A 17585-nucleotide genomic window follows, 5' to 3' on the forward strand; every position below is an offset into this window, starting at 1 on the left:
GCAGCTAGCTTGGCTGCGGTGCGGGATGCGCAGGCAAGTGCAGCTCGGCGAGAACCTTCGAATCGACGTCGCGCAACTGAATCGAGGCAATCTCCTCCAGCTGCACTGGTACTGCGCCGGTCATCTGGGTCTTGCCCGTTGTCGTGGCGCTCCAAGCGCCAGCCTGGTCCACCGCGCCGGTGGAATCGACCACCCAGAGCGACAGCGTGCCCTGGGTGGGAAGGCCGCTACCTTCGAATCGGAGTTCGGTGCCCCAGGCCTTTGCGTTCAGCCCCAGACCGACCTGTTGCCCGGTGAGGCCAACAACCTCATAGCTGGCATCCGGCGCTGGGGACGGGCGCACTACCGGGGCCAGGAAGACTCCGGCGGCCACCGAAGCTGCGACCGCGACCGCGATCGCCGAACGTTGAATCAGGCGCCGCGAGCGACGCCGGGCACGCAAGGAGTCCAGCAAATCAACCTCGTCCCTCGCCTCTGGTTCGGTGGGGCGCGGCTCCAGCAAGGTCCGGGCAGTGCCCGCGTCCACCGAACCTAAACGGCTGGCCACGGGAGCGAAGGCAGCCATTTCCTGTTGGCATTCCAAGCATCCGGACAGGTGCAATTCGAAGGCCGCCCGCTCATCAGGGCTCAGCCCGCCGAGCACATACGCTCCAAGATCAAGGTGCTCGTTCACTGCCCAACCCCCATCTCCTCTAAGATCCCGCGCAGGGAACGCATCGCGTAGTAGGCCCGCGATTTCACTGTGCCCTCCGGGATACCAAGATCCTGTGCTGCCTGCGCCACCGTGGAACCGAAATAATGCAGATGCAAAACTACCTTGCGGTGTTCGAAGCTCAAGCGCATGAGCGCTTCTTCCATCAGTATCCGGTCCAAGGCCTCGGATATTTCCCGTGAGGAGTCGCTGGCTTCCGGTTCGGTTTCGCCCAAGGGCAGGGCCGAGATTCGGGCAGCTGCCCGGCGGTGCCGATCGATAATCACATTGCGCGCCGTCGCAAACAGGTAACTGCGCAGCGAGCCGGTCAATACCGGCGCAGCTTTCCAAACTTTTAGCACGGTCTCCTGCACCACATCTTCGGCCTCGTCCCGATTGTCCGCGACACGCAAGGCAAAGCGCCGCAGAGCCTCTCCATGCTCGCGGTAGATGTCGGAGACTACCTGTGCGTCTAATGGCACCTTCGCTCCGGTCAGTCGTCGTGAGGGCAAAGCTTCACCCACTAAGACGCGCCGGTACGGAAAATGGTTCATACACATTCCAAGTATGCGCAGAAAAATTTGCAAAAACATGAACCAGAACACATTTCTCTGCGTCTTAGACATTGAGGGCAGTTTGCGGGCAACTCTGCTCAATGGCCTCGCCTGGTTTCGGGCTTGGCCGGGGCCAGAGCGTTCAGCCCGTCCGATGAAAGGAATGCATCATGAATACGATCAGCCGCAGGAATTTTGCTGCTCCCGCCGCGGCGTTGTTTGGCGCGGCCTTGCTGCTTGCCGGTTGCGGTGGCGGCGCGGGCAGCGGCGACGACAGCGGTGGCGGCATGTACGGCGGGCCGAAGAGCACCTCCGAAGCGCCGATGGACACCGCTGCGGGCGTTGACTTGGGTGTTGCTTTCACGAGTTTGGGTGATGTCGTGGTGGACGCGAACGGCATGACCCTGTACTACTTCACCAACGACACGGCCGGCACCACGACCAGCGCCTGCACCGGCGAGTGCCTGGCCAATTGGCCGATCGCCACAACCACCAGCGACACCCCGACCCTGGAGGGAGTCACCGGCGAAGTTGGAACTATCACCAGTCCCGAGGGCGAAATGCATCTGACGCTCAACGGAATGCCGCTGTACACCTTCATCAGTGACAGCAAAGCGGGTGATGTTGCCGGCCAAGGGGTCAACGAAGTCTGGTACGCGGTCGCACCCGACGGGACGATGATCCAGTAGCGGCGCCGGATACTGCGGTCGACTCACGGAGCGTCAAGGGGTACCTGGTCCACGCGAGACAGCGCGTGGACCAGGGGCCCCTTGCCTGCAGCCGGCTAGCTGGCCAAGCCGAAGCGAACCGTGCGCACCTCGAAGGCGCCCAAGGCAAGGCGCACCTCAGCGTCTGCCACCTCGGGGCCGTCCTCGGGGAGCGCATCTTCCAGCAGGCTCACGGTACTCGCCGCCGCGATTTTTGCGTTGATTTTCAAGCTGCCGCGCGCTCGCCGTCCCAGCGACTCGTAGACCCGAACTACCAGGTCGCCGGAGCGATCGGAGGCAAGCTTCACGCTGGAAACCACCAGTCCTTCGCCGTCGAGGGTGACCAGCGGAGCCACCGGCGTGGCACCCTGGATGACCCGCTCGGCGCTGTTCAGCAAGGCTCCGGCCTCGGTCGCCGAGGCGATATCCGCACCGATGACCAAACCGTAGCGGTGGGTCTGGCGCCCCTGGTCGGTTTCCGGGTCCGGGAACCGCGGAGCGCGCAAGAGCGACAAGCGCAAGGTGGTGGAGATGCCGGCCTCGGTGGAGTCGCGGGTGACATCGAAGCCATAGATGGAATCGTTGATCAGTGCCGCACCGAAGCCGGGCTCCTGCGCGAGCACGAAGCGGTGCATGGAGGTTTCAAACTTTGCAGCCTCCCAACTGGTGTTCACGTGGGTGACTCGTTGGTGGTAGCCGAACTGCGTCTCAGCGATCGTATGCTCCGCACGAATATCCAGCGGGAAGGAGACCTTGAGGAACTTCTCCGCCTCATGCCAGTCGGTGCTCTGCTTGATCTGCAGGGTCCGGGAGCCAGGAGCTAGAACGAGCTGTTGTTCGATCTTGGAATTCGAGAAGCTGCGCAGAATTTCCAGCGTCACGCTTCCATCCGCTTCACGGGAAAGCTCCATCGAGTCCACCGCGCGCAGGTCGGTGACCTGATTGCGGTAGTACTTGTCCACGTCCCAGGCATCCCACATATTCGGGAAGTCCTGATGCAGCTGCAATAGGTTCGCCACCTGCCCCGGAGCGATGGTTTCCCGGCCGGTAGCCACATCGATTGCGGAGCTCACCAGACCCTCGGCGGTGACGAAAATCCGCACCAGAGCGTTCTCCAGCAGGTATCCGCCCTCATGCTCGGCGATCTGCACCGCCTCGTGTTCGGCTGCGCAAATTTCGCCGGCGGCCCCGAAGGGTATGCCCGCACGGGCAAAGGCTGCGCCGTTGAAGGTCAGCGACGTCGTGCCCGTTCCGGCGAGCGTTTGCTGCGCTGCGCCAATGAGCGCTTCTGCTTCCTCGATGACCTGCCCGTACCGGGCCACCACCTCGCGGTGCACCCAGGCGATCGAGGTACCCGGAAGGATGTCGTGGAACTGGTGCAGCAATACCGTCTGCCATAGCGCGTCGATCCGCTCGTAGGGGTATTCGGCGCCGGCATAGATGGCGGCGGTGGCCGCCCATAGTTCGGCTTCTACCAGCAGCTGCTCGGTGCGCCGGTTCCCCTGTTTGGTCTGGTGCTGGCTGGTGAGCGTGGCGCGGTGAAGCTCAAGATAGAGTTCGCCCACCCAGACCGGCGGGCTTGGCAACTCCTGCTGGGCGCGGTCGAAGAAGTCGTTGGGATGTTCCCACTTCACCGTGGCGCTGCCTTCAAGGTTTGCCAGGCGGCGTGCCTTGCCGGTCATCTCGCGCGTGGTTCCGCCGCCACCGTCGCCCCAGCCCACCGGGGCGATCGAATTGTTGGTCAGCCGTGACTCGCGGAATTGTCGGGAAGCCTTGGCGACTTCCTCGCCGGAAAGCTGCGAGTTGTAGGTATCCATGGAGGGGAAGTGGCTGAATATTCGCGATCCGTCGATTCCCTCCCACAAGAATGAGTGGTGCGGGAATTTATTCTGCTGGTTCCAGGAGATCTTTTGGGTGAAGAACCATTCAAAGCCTGCCCGGCGCATCAGCTGCGGCAGCGCGGGGGAGTAGCCGAAGGAATCCGGAAGCCACACTCCGGCCGAGGTGATCCCGAATTCGTCGCGGAAGAACTTCTGTCCATAGAGGAATTGACGGACCAGCGACTCCCCGGAAGGCATCACCGTGTCCGATTCGACCCACATGCCCCCTAGGGGGAGGAAACGGCCGTCGGCCACCGCCTTTTTCACACGGTCCCACACTTCGGGGCGGTGTTCCTTCAGCCAGGCGTATTGTTGAGCGCTGGACATTCCGTAGAGGAACTCATCATCGTAATCCAGCAGTTCCACCATGGAGGAACAGGTGCGTGAGACCTTACGGATGGTTTCGCGCAGTGGCCACAACCAGGCGGAGTCGATATGCGAGTGGCCGATCGCCGAAATCTGATGGGCGCTGTGTTCCGCCGGGGCGGCGAGCACCTGGGAAAGACGGTCGCGTGCGGCCTGCGCGGTGTCAACGATGCGCTGCAGGTCCAGCACGTCCATTGAGTTATCCAGCGCCTGCAGAATCTGCATGCGCCGTGGACCGTCGGGCAGCTCGGCTTGCAGATCCAGCAGCACTTCAAGGTCGAGGACCAGATCATGGACGACCGGTTCGAAGACCGCTAAATCCATGCGGCGAGTGGTGTAGAGCTTGCGCGGGGACGAAGTAAGGATATCTCCCTGCTCGGTGGGCAAGAACGGGTGATAATCCAGGAGCACCGGATTGGAAGCTGCCTCCAAGAAGAGCTCGAGTTGTTCACCGCCTTCGGCTGACTCGCTGACCGGAACCCATTGATTGCGCGGGTTCAGCGCCTTGATGGTAATCCCGTCGGGACGGTAAATCAGCCCTTCGCACTGGAACCCGGTCATGTTGGCATCGAAGCCTAGATCAATGACCGCCTCCACGCGGCGTCCGGCCCAACTTTCTGGGATCTGTCCGCGAAGCCTGAACCAGGTGGTACCCCAAGCGGCACCCCACGCGCCGCCGACCTGGGTCGGCGTGTAGTCAAGGGCAATACCTTCCACGGCGGGGATCGGTTCACCTGGCAGCTCATGCCACGACACCTCCAGCGGGACAGAATCCGAATACACCGAGGGAAGGATTCGTTCATTGAGGACGCGTTTGACGCGTCCGGTGGTCAGCGAGATGTCATCATGCATGAATGCCTTTCTCGGAACAAGGGTTCCTTGAGAACAGTAAGCTTGCTTTTAGACTATCCAATAAGCGGAATGGTTGAGCTCTCCACCGCGCTCTCACGTGGACGGTTCTGCAAGATCGCGTTCTGTGCAGGTGGTTTGGCTGCTTGCTCGGCCATTGGGCAAGCGCGATGAAAAGCTAAAGCCGGGTAAGAGCCCGAAGAGACGGCAGACAAAGGTCACCATGGAATCGACGCACGCAAGTGAATCAGTACCGCTTCGACTGATCGCGCTCGATATCGGTGGAACAAAAACGCACGCGGTGCGCTACCTGGACGACCAGATCGTTGCAGAGGTTCGCACCGGCAGCGCCAACGTGCAAAACGTCAGCCTGGATGAAGCCCGGCAGGCGCTACGCGAAGCGTTCGCGGAACTCGGCGAACCGCAGGTTGATTTGGTGATTGCAGGTGCCGGAGGGATCGACACCGACGCCGATAGCCTGGCGCTGCGCAAACTCATCGAACCGTTTGTTCCGGATGCTGAGGTCAGGGTGGTGCACGATACGCGGCTGATCCTGGCCGCCGGGCAATCTGACCTGGGGATCGCGGTCATTCTGGGAACCGGGTCAGCGATTTGGGGTCTGAATTCCGCCGGGCAGACCGCACGGTACGGGGGATGGGGTTACCTGCTGGGAGACGAAGCAGCGGGTTACTGGTTTGGCCGTGAGGCGGTACGCCACGCCCTGGATGAGTTCAACCGAGGTCGGCGCGAGTCGGCTCTGACCTCGTCGTTGCTGGAACATGTCGAGTGCGCGAATCCCGAAGAGCTCATTGGGCTCTTCCACAAGCGAAGTTCGCGTGAATACTGGGCCCGGTGCGCACCGCTAGTTTTCCAAGCTATTGCGTCGGGGGATGCTGCGGCCGAAGAAATTCTTCAGCGGGCGATCACCTTTGTGGTGACCAAGGTATGCGTTGTCGCCGGCCAGCTGGGAATCTCCGCTCCCGTGGTGCTCGGCGGTGGGGTAATCGAGCACCAGCCCATTTATCAAGAGCGCCTCCGCGCGGCACTGGCCGCCGAAGGTTTCGAGGACCTTCGCTTCTTGGCCCGAAGCCCGGTGCACGGGGCGGCATTCCTTGCCGGCCTAGCGGATGATCTCTAAGGTTTTCACAGGGATGCTGCACGAAGCGCGAGCGATAGCCAGCCCGCCGTAAATCCGGTTGTTCACCCCGGTGTCATCGCACCAGTCCACCGCGTGCGGAAAGGCGCTGATAGCCGCCTTGCCAAGTTCCATGTCCTGCGGCACTTCGAAGGTGTAGCTGAACTTCCCGGCATCGCCCATGGATTCGGTGGTGTGGATGACTTCGTTGCCTTGCACATCGGTGATGCTGATTTCCACCTGGGCTTGGGGTCCGTAACGAGGGTCGCAATCCGCATCTGGTGCCGAAATTTGCACCGGTTCTCCGCGCTGCGCGGTCCCCTGGGACAGCGAAAATTCCGGCGGCATGCAGGCCGAATCCGGCGATGTGGCCGCGCTGCAGGAGGCCAGCGTTCCAGCCAGGGCGCCCGCGAAAATCAGCGGGAATGCTACCCGGTGCGTGACGCCGAGCGGCCGCACAGTTCCAAGCCTAAGCATGAGCCCACGATACCTCGGCAAGCAAGGAAATAGTCGCCTCGTTCACCGCGAAGTATTCATGCTCCCTTTGGCTTACGCGGTTCCTAGTGGAGGTCGCGCCCGCGGGTCTCCGGGGCGAAGCGGGCCATGAACAACACCGCGAGGATCACCAAGAAGGTAGCCCCGGCGAAGAGCCAGGGCAGTCCGACGATCGGCCATAGCGCGGCGAAGAGCAACGGACCAAAGCCCGCGGCAAAGCGGGACATGGTTGAGGCCCAGCCGAAGCCACTGGCGCGCAGTTCGGTCGGGTACAGCTCGGAGACGTAGGCATACAACACCGGAATCGCCACCTGGACCACAACACCGAACACCAGAATCCAGGCCACCGCGGTGGCCGGTGCATCCAGGCTGACTGCGACCACGATCAGCACGATCCCCGCCAGTGGCGCGGAGATGCCGAGCAGCCATTTGCGGCCCACTCGCTCTACGAGCAAGGCGGCGATCAGCACACCGACCAGACCCATCAGGGCCATCACCGCGGTGGCGAAAAACGAGGCGGACTGCGCCATGCCGGCCTCGGTCAAGATGGTGGGAAGCCAAGTCAATGCCAGATAGTAGACGAGCAAGACGGTGACGAACAACAGCCAGCTGGTTGCCGTCAGCTTGGCCGAGTAGCGCCACAGCTCCACGACCTGCTCCCACCAGCGTGGTCCCTTGCCAGATGGGGCCGCCTCGATGACATAGTCCCGAGGTGCGGCACCGGTGCGCTGCACCAATTCATCGATGACTTGTCGGGCTTCGACCTCGCGTCCCTTGGCCGCCAGGAACAGCGGGGATTCGGGCATCTTCAAACGCACCAGAAACACCATGAAGGCCGGAAGGATCATCACCGCGAGAATCAAGCGCCAGTTCTCGGCAGTGGCCATAACCCACCCGGAAACGAAGAAGGACAGTGCCGCGCCGATGGGCCACCAGCCATCCATTGCCGTGAGCACCCGTCCGCGCAGTTTTGCCGGGGTGAATTCGCCAACCAGGGCGTAGTCCACCGGAATGCAGCCTCCCAGACCTACTCCTGCAAGGAAGCGGAAGGCGACAAAGAAACCAAAGTTAGGGGAGAGCGCGCCAAGCACGGTGAATATCGAAAACATCAGCAAGGTGAGTGAGAAGGCGTTCTTGCGACCGTATTTGTCCGCGATTCCACCCCATAGGAAAGCGCCAAGCGCCATGCCCACCAGGTTAGAGGTTCCAAGCAACGCGGCTGTGGGGCGGTCCAGGCCCCATTCGGCGGCCACCAACGGGATGAGCGCACCGTTCAGGGTCACGTCCCAGGCATCAAACATGAAGCCCAGCCCGCCAATGATGAAGATGGTGCCTTGCACCTTCCATTTGAAGGGCAGCTCCTGCACAATGTGCGTGCCGGAGGGGAGTGTGGCAGTTGACACTGTCGTTGGCCTTTCCTTGGATTGGCCACATAAAGTGCGGCACGCTTCGCGTCGAAGCATACCGAAACCTGTAGCTTCAGCGCACCTCATTACGCCTTTTGCACGGCTTCGTCAAGGCCTGTTGCGCGTGGCCAGAAGGGAGTATTCTCTGGTCATGGGAGTAGATTGGACCGCTCTCGAAGAGGCGATACGGGTGGCTGCCCTTCGACACGCGGCGGAAGTGATTGCCGAACACCCGGAACAGAACTTCTATGCCATTGCTCTGCATGGGGTCAGCACCTCGGAGAGCGAGAACATCGCTATGCCGCTACTGGCATTAAATTCTGTTGAAGCGCTCGAACGCGATCGCCAAAGCGAATCTCGGGACTTACTGGTGGAACGCGGCGAAGATCTCGACGAGGACGACAACTACGAGGATCGTTCGGACGCTGAGGTTCAGGGGCAGCTCAGCGTTGAGCATGTCACCGAACCCGAGGATGAGTTGCAAGACTCCGCGGATGAGACCGACGCGGACGAGGACAGCGAAGATCTCGATGCCGTCCTGAGCGCCATCGAGGCAGATCTCGAAGAAGACGACGGCGACAGTTTCTACTCAGATAAGTGGGAACCGAGCGATTGGCATTGGTCCGCAATCGATCTATGCCAAGACCCGGCCGCGCAAATCTGGTCAGATGCGATGACGGATCTAGCTACCCGCGAAGGGTGGGAGAGCACAATTAAGCGTTATTATCACACCCTCGTTGCCGTCGCTCAGTCATTGCGTGAGGAGCTGAACGAACGGACAAAAGTCGACTTGGTCGCCTATGTTGCCGACGACGATCATGCAGAAAAACTGCTCGAACTCTGCCTGACACCGCAGCAGCTCGTCGAGCATTTCCCGCAGCTGGAGCAACCAGTTCAGTAGCGCTGACATGAACTGAAGAATCGCCTGCTTCCGGCGCTAGAATAGGAAAGGCGACCATTGGTTGCCCGCCCCTTTTCATCTCACCGCCGGGAGAGCATTTTCGTGAGTAAGACCGTCTTGGATCGTGTGGCCATCCGCCGCGCCTTGATTTCCGTATACGACAAGACTGGCCTGGAGGAACTGGCCGCCGGACTGCACCAAGCTGGCGTGCAGTTGGTCTCCACCGGTTCCACCGCCAAGAAGATCGCGGCAGCAGGGATTCCAGTCACCGAGGTAGAGCAGGTAACCGGCTCCCCGGAAATGCTCGATGGCCGTGTGAAAACCCTGCACCCGCGCATCCACGGCGGCATCCTCGCCGACCGTCGCGTGGGCGAACATATGGACACCCTGTCCGCCATGGATATCGAGCAGATCGATCTAGTCGTGGTGAACCTTTACCCATTCGTCCAGACCGTAGCCTCGGGAGCCAGCCAGGATGAGGTTGTCGAGCAGATCGATATCGGAGGACCTGCCATGGTCCGCTCGGCTGCGAAGAACCACGCAGCGGTGTCCATCGTGGTGGACCCAACCTTCTACTCCAAGGTCGTCGAGGCCGCCGCAGAGGGCGGCTTCGATCTGAAGACCCGTCAGCGTCTGGCAGCGAAGGCCTACGCCCATACCGCGGCATACGACACCGCAGTGGCTTCTTGGACCGCCAGCCAGTTCCTTGACGAGGACGGCGACGGTGTTATCGACTGGCCAGCCTACGCAGGCGTAGCCCTGCAGCGTGCCGAAGCCCTGCGCTACGGTGAAAACCCGCACCAGCAGGCAGCCCTGTACGTTGATGAAGCGGCCCCAGCCGGTATCGCTCAGGCGGACCAGCTGCACGGTAAGCCGATGAGCTACAACAACTACGTGGATGCCGATGCGGCGCTGCGCGCCGCTTTCGATTTTGAGCAGCCCGCGGTGGCAGTGATCAAGCACGCCAACCCCTGTGGTGTTGCGGTCGCTTCCCCGGAGGCGGCCAATCCAATCGCCGAGGCCCATGCCAAGGCGCATGCCACCGATCCGGTGTCGGCTTTCGGCGGTGTCATCGCCGCTAACCGCACGGTGACCAAAGCAATGGCCGACACGGTCAAGGGCATCTTCACCGAGGTGGTCATCGCACCGGACTTCGAACCAGAAGCAGTAGAGATCCTCTCGGCCAAGAAGAACATCCGCCTGCTGGCATTGCCAGAGGGCTACGCGCGCAACGCAAACGAGTTCCGTCAGGTTTCCGGCGGCATGCTGGTGCAGGCCAGTGACAAGATCACTGCTGCCGGTGACGACGTGGCGAACTGGACCCTTGCAGCCGGCGCAGCTGCCGACGAGAAGACGCTGGCAGATCTTGCCTTCGCTTGGCGTGCGGTGCGTGCGGCGAAGTCGAACGCAATTCTTATCGCCAAGGACGGTGCAGCCGTGGGTATCGGCATGGGCCAGGTCAACCGCGTCGACTCGTGCAAGCTTGCGGTCGAGCGCGCCAACACCCTCGGCGTGAAGGTTGAATCCGGTGCAGATGCCGCCGGGGGCGCGGAAAACGTTGACGGCTCCGCTTCTGAACAACGTTCCGAAGGCGCCGTTGCCGCCTCGGATGCGTTCTTCCCGTTCGCCGATGGCCTGCAGATCTTGCTTGACGCCGGAGTGAAGGCTGTCGTTCAGCCTGGTGGTTCGGTTCGTGATGAGGAAGTTATCGCCGCGGCGAATGCTGCTGGCATCACCATGTACTTCACCGGAGCGCGTCACTTCTTCCACTAGGAAATTTCCACGGTGCGGGCCGTCAAATCATCAATCATTGATGATTTGGCGGCCCGCTGCCGGTTAACACTAAGTATTCGTTATTTATATTGAGAATCATTCTCATGTAAGCTCGAGCCTTATGAAGCTTATTTTTGTCTCATCTTTGGAAGTCCACTGCCGAGATGTCGCCGTCAGTCGACTGCTTGGGAAATATCCCGAGGCGCTGGTCATCGGCCACGATCTGCTAGAGGGCAATCGCGTTCTGCGCCGCGTTGAAGGAAAGCATAATGCTACCGAGCGCGCCGAATCCGTACTCGAGCACGGCTGCATAGGCTGCGCTGTGCGCTTTGAAATTCTCCCGACGCTGTTGCGCCTGCTACCTGGGCGCGAAGATGCCGTGGTGATCCAACTGCTGCCGGCTACTTGGCATAGTGATCAGGTCTTGGACATAGTGCGTTCCGACCTTGCGGGGCGTGGGGTCACAATCGACCACGTGGTCCTCGCGCTGGACCCGGCCGCGACGGAAGACCAGTTTTGGGATCGACGGACCCTGTGGGAATCAGGCTTCAACGCCATGCCAAATGATGAGCGAACCGCAGGGGAGTTCCTGATCCGCGAACTCGCGCTGGCCGATAGCCTGATGCTCGTTGAAGGGGTGAGCGTAGAGCTTCTTGGCGAATCGGCTGAGCATCTAAAAACTTCCGGTGAGCAATACGAGCATGGGGCGAGGCTGATCGCGGAATTAGCGCCGCATGCGGTGCTCAATTCAGGCGCAGGCGAAGTTGTTCTGGGCGATTACGACCAGCACGAAGCCCTTCGTAGGTCTCGCCCCGGCCATTTCTCCCAGGGTGCGGGTGCTTCGGAGATTGCAGATTCAAAAATTCTCATCAGAGTCGAGCGACCACTTGATGCCGACCGTTTCCGCGAGGTGCTGCCGGAGGTTGTCGCAACCTGCATGTGCGTTCGCGGGACGCTCTGGATGGCAAGCTGCCCCGGAGTACGCGTTGCGCTCACCGGTACGGGGCCACGGGTCTGGATGGAATCAACCGGGGCATGGGAAAGCGACGTCGCGTGCACTCATCTGGAATTGACCGGCTCGGAGCATTGTGAAGCTGAGGTCAGGGCGCTTTTGGAATCCTGCGAACTAAGCGATGAACAGCTTCTGGCCCTGCATGGCGCTTCGAGTGCAACTGGGCCAGATCAGGAGGAGTCGGATATATGGGGAAGAGGTGAAAGCGTATGAAGGTTAGAAATTCAATCCGAGCACTGAAGAAGGTGCCCGGTGCTCAAGTGGTCCGCCGTCGCGGCAGGGTCTTTGTGATCAACAAGAAGAATCCAAGGATGAAAGCGCGTCAGGGCTAGTCATGCTCGCGCGGCACCTCGGCTCGCAAAAGCCCTGAAGTTGTTTTTTTGCGGGTCGAGGTGTCGTATTTTAAGAATTCTTGTGCCAATGTTTGGGTACGCAGTTGCAGGTCAATCGCGGTCTCTGGAAAATCCGGGAAGAGGATTGTTGAACAACCTCTTGTGCAGATTGTTGAACAACCTGTATTCTTCTGTGAGTCACCAAGACTTGTGACCGCAGTCACCGCAACCTGTAATGGATGGAACCATGGCACATTCAGAGACTCAGCCGCAGCTCAGCAGTAGGGCACGGCGCACAGCCCTTATGGGCGCCATGTTCCTCATGGCAACAAGCGCAATCGGGCCGGGGTTCATCACCCAGACCTCGGAATTTACGGTCAAGCTAGGAGCGTCCTTCGCCTTCGCGATCGTCGTTTCGATCTTGGTAGACATCGCAGTTCAGCTGAACGTCTGGCGAGTTATCGGAGTCTCCGGAATGCGCGCCCAGGAATTGGGCAACAAGGTGCTTCCCGGCGTCGGCTGGCTCCTTGCAGCGCTGGTATTTATCGGTGGCATGGTCTTCAACATTGGCAATATTGCCGGCACCGGTCTTGGCATGAACGCGATGATGGGCGTTGACCCAAAAATAGGTGGCGCAATTTCAGCGGCAATCGCCATTCTCATCTTCCTATCGAAGAAAGCCGGCATGGCACTGGACCGGATCGTGGTACTCCTCGGGGCGATCATGATCCTGTTGATGCTCTACGTTGCAATCATTGCTGCCCCGCCGGTTGGCGAAGCGCTGAAGAACACCGTGATGCCGGAAAACATAGATTTCTTGGTCATTACAACGCTGATCGGCGGCACCGTCGGTGGCTACATTACTTATGCCGGTGCGCACCGCATGATTGACTCCGGCACTTCGGGCGTCGAGCATGTCAAGGCCGTTAGCCGCATCTCGGTTGTCAGCATCATCGTCACCGGTGTCATGCGTGTATTGCTGTTCCTCGCCATCTTCGGCGTCGTTGCCGGAGGTGTGGCCTTGACCAGCGACAACAAGGCCGCCGAGGCCTTCGGCGCAGCAGCCGGAGATATTGGACTACGCACCTTCGGCGTCATCCTCTGGTCCGCCGCATTGACGTCCGTTATCGGAGCCGCCTACACCTCGGTTTCCTTCGTCACCAAATCGGTGACCAAAGAACGCACCCGAAATCTGATCACCGTGGCGTTCATCGCCGTATGCGCCGCAATCTACCTATTCCTGGGCCAAGCACCACAGACCTTGCTGATCTTCGCCGGCGCCTTCAACGGTTTGATCCTCCCCGTTGGCTTTGCGGTCCTGTTGTGGGTAGCTTGGCGCCGCCGAGACTTGCTGAACGACTACAAGTACCCGGCATGGCTGTTGATTATTGGCGCCCTGACTTGGCTCTTGACCATCTACCTCGGATGGATGTCGCTCACTGGCCTGTCAAAAATGTGGGCCTGAGCTCGCGTCTGAGACCTAGGAGAACTTCATGATCCCGCTCGAACCACATCGCGACGAACGTGCCAGTATGGCCCCGTCAGCAGCCCGTAGCCTCTTTCGGCAAGGATTGAGCGTACCCACCGCTGGGTATGCTGCTGGATATGCCCAAGCGAATCTGATCATCGTGCCACGCGAGCTGGCCTTTGAGGTACTTCTCTTTGCCCAGCGCAACCCGAAGTCTTGCCCGATTCTCGGTGTACTGGAAGCGGGCCAGACGAGCAACGAATTACTGCCCGATGGCGATATCCGCACCGATCTTCCAAAATACACGGTCTACCAAAACGGCCAGAAAATAGCCGAGCCCACGGATCTGCGTGAGTATTGGCGAGATGATCTGGTGACTTTCATCGTAGGATGTTCATTCACCTTCGAAGCGGCTCTGATTGAAAATGGGATTGGCGTTGCCCACATCGACCAAGGTGTGAATGTCCCTATGTACAAGACGAACATCCGCAGCGCCTCGGCCGGGAGTATTTCCGGACCGATGGTCGTCTCCATGCGTCCAATACCGGCTTCTCAGGTAGCGGACGCCGTGCGTATCACTTCCCGCTACCCAGCGGTACACGGAGCCCCTGTTCATGTGGGCAATCCCGAAGAAATAGGCATCACGGATCTGGGTAAACCAGACTTCGGAGATGCGCTCACCATTCCGGACGGAACCATTCCAGTTTTTTGGGCATGCGGCGTAACGCCACAAGCCGCTGTCATGGAATCCCGTCCTGTGCTGGCTATCGGACACGCCCCCGGGCATATGTTAATCACCGATGCCAGGGACTCGATGTATCAGGTGCCGTAACCCCCAAGTACGAGTACCTGTTGAGTCCAGTGCCGCGATTCCATCCCCAAGGAATCGCGGCACTTCTAATTAACGTGGCGCCGCGTCCGCCTGCAATTCGAGCCACGCATCGACCTCGGCTCCGCGAGCCGCTTTTTCTCCCGCTTCGAGGAAAGATCCGTCAAAGGAATTCCGGGCCAACGTAGCCAGCTGCGAGGCAGTCAAGGAGAATTGTTTGGTGATGGCCGAAATGTTGGCATCCATATAACCGCCGAAGTAGGCAGGGTCATCGGAATGGATGGAAACCTTCAGCCCAGCTTCGAGCATCTGAGGCAGTGGATGATCTGCCAGGGTATCCACTGCACGCAGTCGCACATTCGAAAAAGGGCATACCGTCAGGGGCATCTGTTCGTTGACCAACCGTGTCACGAGCTCAGCGTCCTCCAAGCAACGGATGCCGTGATCAATGCGCTCAACCCGCAACAGATCCAAGGCCTGACGGATGTAGTCAGCTGGCCCTTCTTCACCCGCATGGGCCACCAGGTGCAGGCCGTGCTCGCGGGCGTAAGCGAAGACCTCAGTAAAGAGCTCAGGAGGGAATCCAAACTCGGAAGAGTCCAGTCCGATTCCGTCGATCTCATGCTTTTCGGAAACAATCATCTGCAGGATTTCCATGGCAGAGGCTGCCGGGGCGTGTCGCCAGAAACAGGCAATGAGCTTATGAGTCATGCCCCAACGTTGCTGGGCTTCATCAAGACCAGCGCGGATTCCGGAAATCACTTCGGACAGTGTCAGCCCGCGTTCCAGATGTGCTTGGGGATCAAAGAACAGTTCAACGTGACGAACACCAGAATCGTGCGCTCGTTGCAGATACGCGCGGGTGATTTCATGGAAATCTTCACTGCTGCGTAGCACGGCCATATTCGCGTAGAAAAGATCAAGGAAGGACTGAAGGTTGCTGAAATCGTACTGCTCCCGCAGCTGCTCCACCGACTGGTAGGGCAGAGCGATCCGATTCTTGGCGGCAAGGGCAAAAATCGTTTCGGGCTCCAGAGAACCTTCCAAATGGATGTGTAATTCGGCTACAGGCAGTTTCAAGTCTTGTCCTTTCGGAAAATGAACCAAAGTATGGCTGCTTCGGTCCGTCGCAGCATCGGCGCAAGGAAAATATGCAGTATCCGTGGCGGATAAACTCCACTCAAGTTGCTCTGGCCACGTACTGATTGACTTGCGAGCCGTTTCTAACGATACTCTCCAAACAGAACGCTGGACCTGAAGCATGATGAGGTGGCGATCACCCAAGTGCTGGAAGGACCGGCTTAGCTGCCGGTTTGAGATTCACCAGAATTACCAGACCAGAGCCTGATGAGTTCCTGGCGAATTCGGTTGGGCGTGGTTCCTAACCTTTTGAAGGCTTTGGATGCGATGCCTTCGCTACTGCGAAGCAGCCCCAATAAGAGATGCTCGGTGTCGACCAAGTCATGGCCTAGCTCTTTAGCCTCGTGCAGCGATAGCTCTAAGAGTTTCTTTACATGCTTGGTGATCGGCAGCTCGCCAGTAATTCCGGACTTCTCGTTGTCTGCCAACGTGTTGACCTGCTCGCGCACATTTTCGTAGGAGATATTCAGGGCCTCAAAAGTTTTGGCAGGAATACCGTCAGGTTCTCGCACGAGAGCGAGCAGGAAATGCTCCGTGCCTAAATGATCGTCGTGTCGAGCGGTGGCTTCTTGCTGTGCCAAGACAACGACAAGCCGTGCTCGATCGGTGAATTTCTCAAACATGTCGGCACGGTCCTTCCCACCTAGTACTTCGATGCTACGCGCTTCACGGATCATGTGAAGAGAAAATGCCGTGTAGATTCTCAAAGACACAGCGCATTGGCGAGCACGGCTAGGGGCCTTTGCAACCTTATTGAGGACAGTATTTGGTTAGGGATTTTCGCACACCGAGTCATCGGCAATGCCCGGACATTAATCTACGATCGGCTATGCCGGTCCCACAACCTGGTATACCTCAGGACTGGACGACCAGGTGCAAATGACTCTAGTTCGCCAACAATGAGCGGACGTACGCGTACTTTTCCGCCAACCGGGTTCGAACCGCATCCTCTAGCAGCGCAGTGCGTTCCGGGGAGGTATTGTCCGCGAGGTCGGCGTACTTGACCATGAGCCCGATGGGGTTTGCCCGGACCCGGGCACAATAATCTTCGATTCGTTCCCCTTCGCGTTTGGTCACCGATTCGATGGCATCGATGACCTGCTGCGGAATCCCAGTAGACCGAAGATCCGAGGAAGTGACCGCGCAATCTTCAAGGACGTCGTGTAGCCAGGCCACTGCGACGGCCTCTTCGCTACCGCCTTGTTCACTAACGTTGGCCGCCACGCGAGCAGGATGCGTAATGTAATCCGCGCCTGACTTATCGTTTTGCCCTTCGTGGGCTCGACGTGCAATCGTTTCGGCCAATGCAGGCAAAGAAGACTCAGGCATAGCGCTCCTAGATCTTTTGAGATGACTCGTAATGGTCGAGAAGTTCGGCTTCCGCGGTATCCAGGTAGCCCAGTAGGGTTTGGGCTGCTTCGTTCCGTTGGCCGGAGGCCAGCAATTCAACAAGTGCAGCGTTTCGTTCCACATAGTGCGAATGGAAATCTGGGGCATCACTCATCGAATGGAAGACCAAGCGCATTTTGGCGAGAATTCGGCCCATGAGTTCGAGCAAGTGAACGCTCCCGGTGGCTCGCACCACGGACTCATGAAAGCGTTGATTGGCATCAGCCATGCCTGGAACGTCCTGCGCTTTGGCCGCGGCGCGCGCCTCGACGATCGCCTGGGCCAGTGCCGGGACATCCAAAGCGGGACCCCACGCAAGCGCTGCGGGTTCGATGGTGCGACGCACCGCGTAGATCTCACGGATGTCTGCGGCACCCGGGGAAGACACGAACACTCCACGGTTTGGAATTCGCGTGATGATCAATTCACTGTCCAAGAGTGTGAACCCCTCGCGGAGGGTATTACGTGAGACTCCCAGCGCGTCGGCCAGCGCCTGCTCCGACAGCTTAGAGCCTGGCAACAGCCGCCCCTGGGCGATTTCTTGGCGCAACGTCGAGGCCACCCAGGTGCTGGTATGCGCATGGGTGGATCCGCTGCCCAGCGGAATCGAAGTGTAGATCTCGTTCACGCTCATTCCTCTAATCTAGCCAGTGCTTCG

The 17585-nt window shown here is 59.6% G+C and carries 18 protein-coding genes; 8 read left to right on the forward strand and 10 right to left on the reverse strand.

The genetic code is table 11. The annotated features are described in order from the left end of the window. Positions 1-4: 4 nt before the first annotated feature. Both ACT3TP_RS04510 and ACT3TP_RS04515 read right to left on the reverse strand, forming a co-directional pair. Positions 5-673, reverse strand: a complete 669-nt coding sequence (locus tag ACT3TP_RS04510; RefSeq protein ID WP_444619533.1) for an anti-sigma factor family protein — start codon at positions 671-673, stop codon at positions 5-7. Then, positions 670-1173, reverse strand: a complete 504-nt coding sequence (locus ACT3TP_RS04515) for a sigma-70 family RNA polymerase sigma factor (RefSeq protein WP_105554230.1) — start codon at positions 1171-1173, stop codon at positions 670-672. The genes ACT3TP_RS04510 and ACT3TP_RS04515 overlap by 4 nt, the downstream gene beginning before the upstream one ends. Positions 1174-1415: 242 nt before the next feature. Here ACT3TP_RS04515 and ACT3TP_RS04520 point away from each other — a divergent pair, with 242 nt between their 5' ends. Further along, complete coding sequence (locus ACT3TP_RS04520; protein ID WP_444619535.1) at positions 1416-1934, forward strand: COG4315 family predicted lipoprotein; 519 nt, start codon at positions 1416-1418, stop codon at positions 1932-1934. Positions 1935-2029: 95 nt separating this feature from the next. On the opposite strand, the gene ACT3TP_RS04525 is transcribed toward ACT3TP_RS04520, so the two are convergent. Then, the gene (locus ACT3TP_RS04525) at positions 2030-5050 is read right to left on the reverse strand and encodes an alpha-mannosidase (protein ID WP_096289090.1); all 3021 of its coding nucleotides are present in this window, start codon (positions 5048-5050) and stop codon (positions 2030-2032) included. 220 nt (positions 5051-5270) lie between these two features. Here ACT3TP_RS04525 and ACT3TP_RS04530 point away from each other — a divergent pair, with 220 nt between their 5' ends. Continuing rightward, positions 5271-6185, forward strand: coding sequence for an N-acetylglucosamine kinase (locus ACT3TP_RS04530; protein ID WP_444619537.1), 915 nt, complete (start codon positions 5271-5273; stop codon positions 6183-6185). On the opposite strand, the gene ACT3TP_RS04535 is transcribed toward ACT3TP_RS04530, so the two are convergent. Both ACT3TP_RS04535 and ACT3TP_RS04540 read right to left on the reverse strand, forming a co-directional pair. Beyond that, positions 6168-6659 carry a hypothetical protein gene (locus ACT3TP_RS04535; protein ID WP_444619539.1) on the reverse strand — a complete coding sequence of 164 codons (492 nt, stop codon included), beginning with the start codon at positions 6657-6659 and terminating at the stop codon, positions 6168-6170. The two genes, ACT3TP_RS04530 and ACT3TP_RS04535, sit on opposite strands and share 18 nt — an antisense overlap. Positions 6660-6742: 83 nt before the next feature. Next, positions 6743-8080 (reverse strand): MFS transporter, encoded by a 1338-nt coding sequence (locus ACT3TP_RS04540; protein ID WP_444619541.1) that lies wholly within the window; start codon positions 8078-8080, stop codon positions 6743-6745. Between the two features lie 154 nt (positions 8081-8234). Between ACT3TP_RS04540 and ACT3TP_RS04545 the strand changes: the two genes are divergently transcribed. The 4 genes from ACT3TP_RS04545 (at position 8235) to ykgO (ending at position 12101) form a co-directional block, all read left to right on the forward strand. Beyond that, on the forward strand, positions 8235-8984 hold the full coding sequence (locus ACT3TP_RS04545) for a DUF4303 domain-containing protein (RefSeq protein ID WP_444619543.1): 750 nt from the start codon (positions 8235-8237) through the stop codon (positions 8982-8984). A gap of 102 nt (positions 8985-9086) precedes the next feature. Continuing rightward, positions 9087-10757, forward strand: a complete 1671-nt coding sequence (purH, locus tag ACT3TP_RS04550) for a bifunctional phosphoribosylaminoimidazolecarboxamide formyltransferase/IMP cyclohydrolase (RefSeq protein WP_096289259.1) — start codon at positions 9087-9089, stop codon at positions 10755-10757. Positions 10758-10878: 121 nt separating this feature from the next. Further along, positions 10879-11982: a GTP-binding protein gene (locus tag ACT3TP_RS04555; RefSeq protein WP_096289086.1), complete on the forward strand. Its 1104-nt coding sequence runs from the start codon at positions 10879-10881 to the stop codon at positions 11980-11982. Next, on the forward strand, positions 11979-12101 hold the full coding sequence (gene ykgO / locus ACT3TP_RS04560; protein WP_096289084.1) for a type B 50S ribosomal protein L36: 123 nt from the start codon (positions 11979-11981) through the stop codon (positions 12099-12101). Before ACT3TP_RS04555 ends, ykgO begins: the two co-directional genes overlap by 4 nt. Here ykgO and ACT3TP_RS04565 read toward each other — a convergent pair. Continuing rightward, positions 12098-12355, reverse strand: a complete 258-nt coding sequence (locus ACT3TP_RS04565) for a hypothetical protein (protein WP_444615645.1) — start codon at positions 12353-12355, stop codon at positions 12098-12100. The two genes, ykgO and ACT3TP_RS04565, sit on opposite strands and share 4 nt — an antisense overlap. Between ACT3TP_RS04565 and ACT3TP_RS04570 the strand changes: the two genes are divergently transcribed. Both ACT3TP_RS04570 and ACT3TP_RS04575 read left to right on the forward strand, forming a co-directional pair. Next, positions 12349-13566 carry an NRAMP family divalent metal transporter gene (locus tag ACT3TP_RS04570; RefSeq protein WP_444619545.1) on the forward strand — a complete coding sequence of 406 codons (1218 nt, stop codon included), beginning with the start codon at positions 12349-12351 and terminating at the stop codon, positions 13564-13566. The genes ACT3TP_RS04565 and ACT3TP_RS04570 overlap by 7 nt on opposite strands. Before the next feature lie 28 nt (positions 13567-13594). After that, the gene (locus ACT3TP_RS04575) at positions 13595-14401 is read left to right on the forward strand and encodes a putative hydro-lyase (RefSeq protein ID WP_444619547.1); all 807 of its coding nucleotides are present in this window, start codon (positions 13595-13597) and stop codon (positions 14399-14401) included. 69 nt (positions 14402-14470) lie between these two features. Here the strand turns inward: ACT3TP_RS04575 and ACT3TP_RS04580 are convergent, their stop codons facing one another. The 4 genes from ACT3TP_RS04580 to ACT3TP_RS04595 all read right to left on the reverse strand — a co-directional run bounded on the left by ACT3TP_RS04580 (position 14471) and on the right by ACT3TP_RS04595 (position 17561). Continuing rightward, entirely contained in the window at positions 14471-15661 is a 1191-nt protein-coding gene (locus ACT3TP_RS04580; RefSeq protein ID WP_444619549.1) for an adenosine deaminase, read from the reverse strand. A 38-nt stretch (positions 15662-15699) separates the two neighbouring features. Then, positions 15700-16215, reverse strand: coding sequence for a Clp protease N-terminal domain-containing protein (locus ACT3TP_RS04585; RefSeq protein WP_444619551.1), 516 nt, complete (start codon positions 16213-16215; stop codon positions 15700-15702). 208 nt (positions 16216-16423) lie between these two features. Next, positions 16424-16867 (reverse strand): HD domain-containing protein, encoded by a 444-nt coding sequence (locus ACT3TP_RS04590; RefSeq protein WP_444619553.1) that lies wholly within the window; start codon positions 16865-16867, stop codon positions 16424-16426. A 7-nt stretch (positions 16868-16874) separates the two neighbouring features. Next, positions 16875-17561: a GntR family transcriptional regulator gene (locus ACT3TP_RS04595; protein WP_444619555.1), complete on the reverse strand. Its 687-nt coding sequence runs from the start codon at positions 17559-17561 to the stop codon at positions 16875-16877. Between the last annotated feature and the right edge of the window lie 24 nt (positions 17562-17585).

This window comes from Glutamicibacter sp. AOP38-B1-38, from assembly GCF_052377485.1.
Classification (GTDB): domain Bacteria; phylum Actinomycetota; class Actinomycetes; order Actinomycetales; family Micrococcaceae; genus Glutamicibacter.

Excerpts from the sequence above, each read along its gene's own strand:
- ACT3TP_RS04520 (WP_444619535.1), top strand. The coding sequence starts at position 1,416 with ATGAATACGATCAGCCGCAGGAATTTTGCTGCTCCCGCCGCGGCGTTG.
- ACT3TP_RS04525 (WP_096289090.1), bottom strand. The coding sequence starts at position 5,050 with ATGCATGATGACATCTCGCTGACCACCGGACGCGTCAAACGCGTCCTC.
- ACT3TP_RS04530 (WP_444619537.1), top strand. The coding sequence starts at position 5,271 with ATGGAATCGACGCACGCAAGTGAATCAGTACCGCTTCGACTGATCGCG.
- ACT3TP_RS04535 (WP_444619539.1), bottom strand. The coding sequence starts at position 6,659 with ATGCTTAGGCTTGGAACTGTGCGGCCGCTCGGCGTCACGCACCGGGTA.
- ACT3TP_RS04545 (WP_444619543.1), top strand. The coding sequence starts at position 8,235 with ATGGGAGTAGATTGGACCGCTCTCGAAGAGGCGATACGGGTGGCTGCC.
- ACT3TP_RS04555 (WP_096289086.1), top strand. The coding sequence starts at position 10,879 with ATGAAGCTTATTTTTGTCTCATCTTTGGAAGTCCACTGCCGAGATGTC.
- ykgO (WP_096289084.1), top strand. The coding sequence starts at position 11,979 with ATGAAGGTTAGAAATTCAATCCGAGCACTGAAGAAGGTGCCCGGTGCT.
- ACT3TP_RS04570 (WP_444619545.1), top strand. The coding sequence starts at position 12,349 with ATGGCACATTCAGAGACTCAGCCGCAGCTCAGCAGTAGGGCACGGCGC.
- ACT3TP_RS04575 (WP_444619547.1), top strand. The coding sequence starts at position 13,595 with ATGATCCCGCTCGAACCACATCGCGACGAACGTGCCAGTATGGCCCCG.
- ACT3TP_RS04580 (WP_444619549.1), bottom strand. The coding sequence starts at position 15,661 with ATGCTTCAGGTCCAGCGTTCTGTTTGGAGAGTATCGTTAGAAACGGCT.
- ACT3TP_RS04585 (WP_444619551.1), bottom strand. The coding sequence starts at position 16,215 with ATGATCCGTGAAGCGCGTAGCATCGAAGTACTAGGTGGGAAGGACCGT.
- ACT3TP_RS04590 (WP_444619553.1), bottom strand. The coding sequence starts at position 16,867 with ATGCCTGAGTCTTCTTTGCCTGCATTGGCCGAAACGATTGCACGTCGA.
- ACT3TP_RS04595 (WP_444619555.1), bottom strand. The coding sequence starts at position 17,561 with ATGAGCGTGAACGAGATCTACACTTCGATTCCGCTGGGCAGCGGATCC.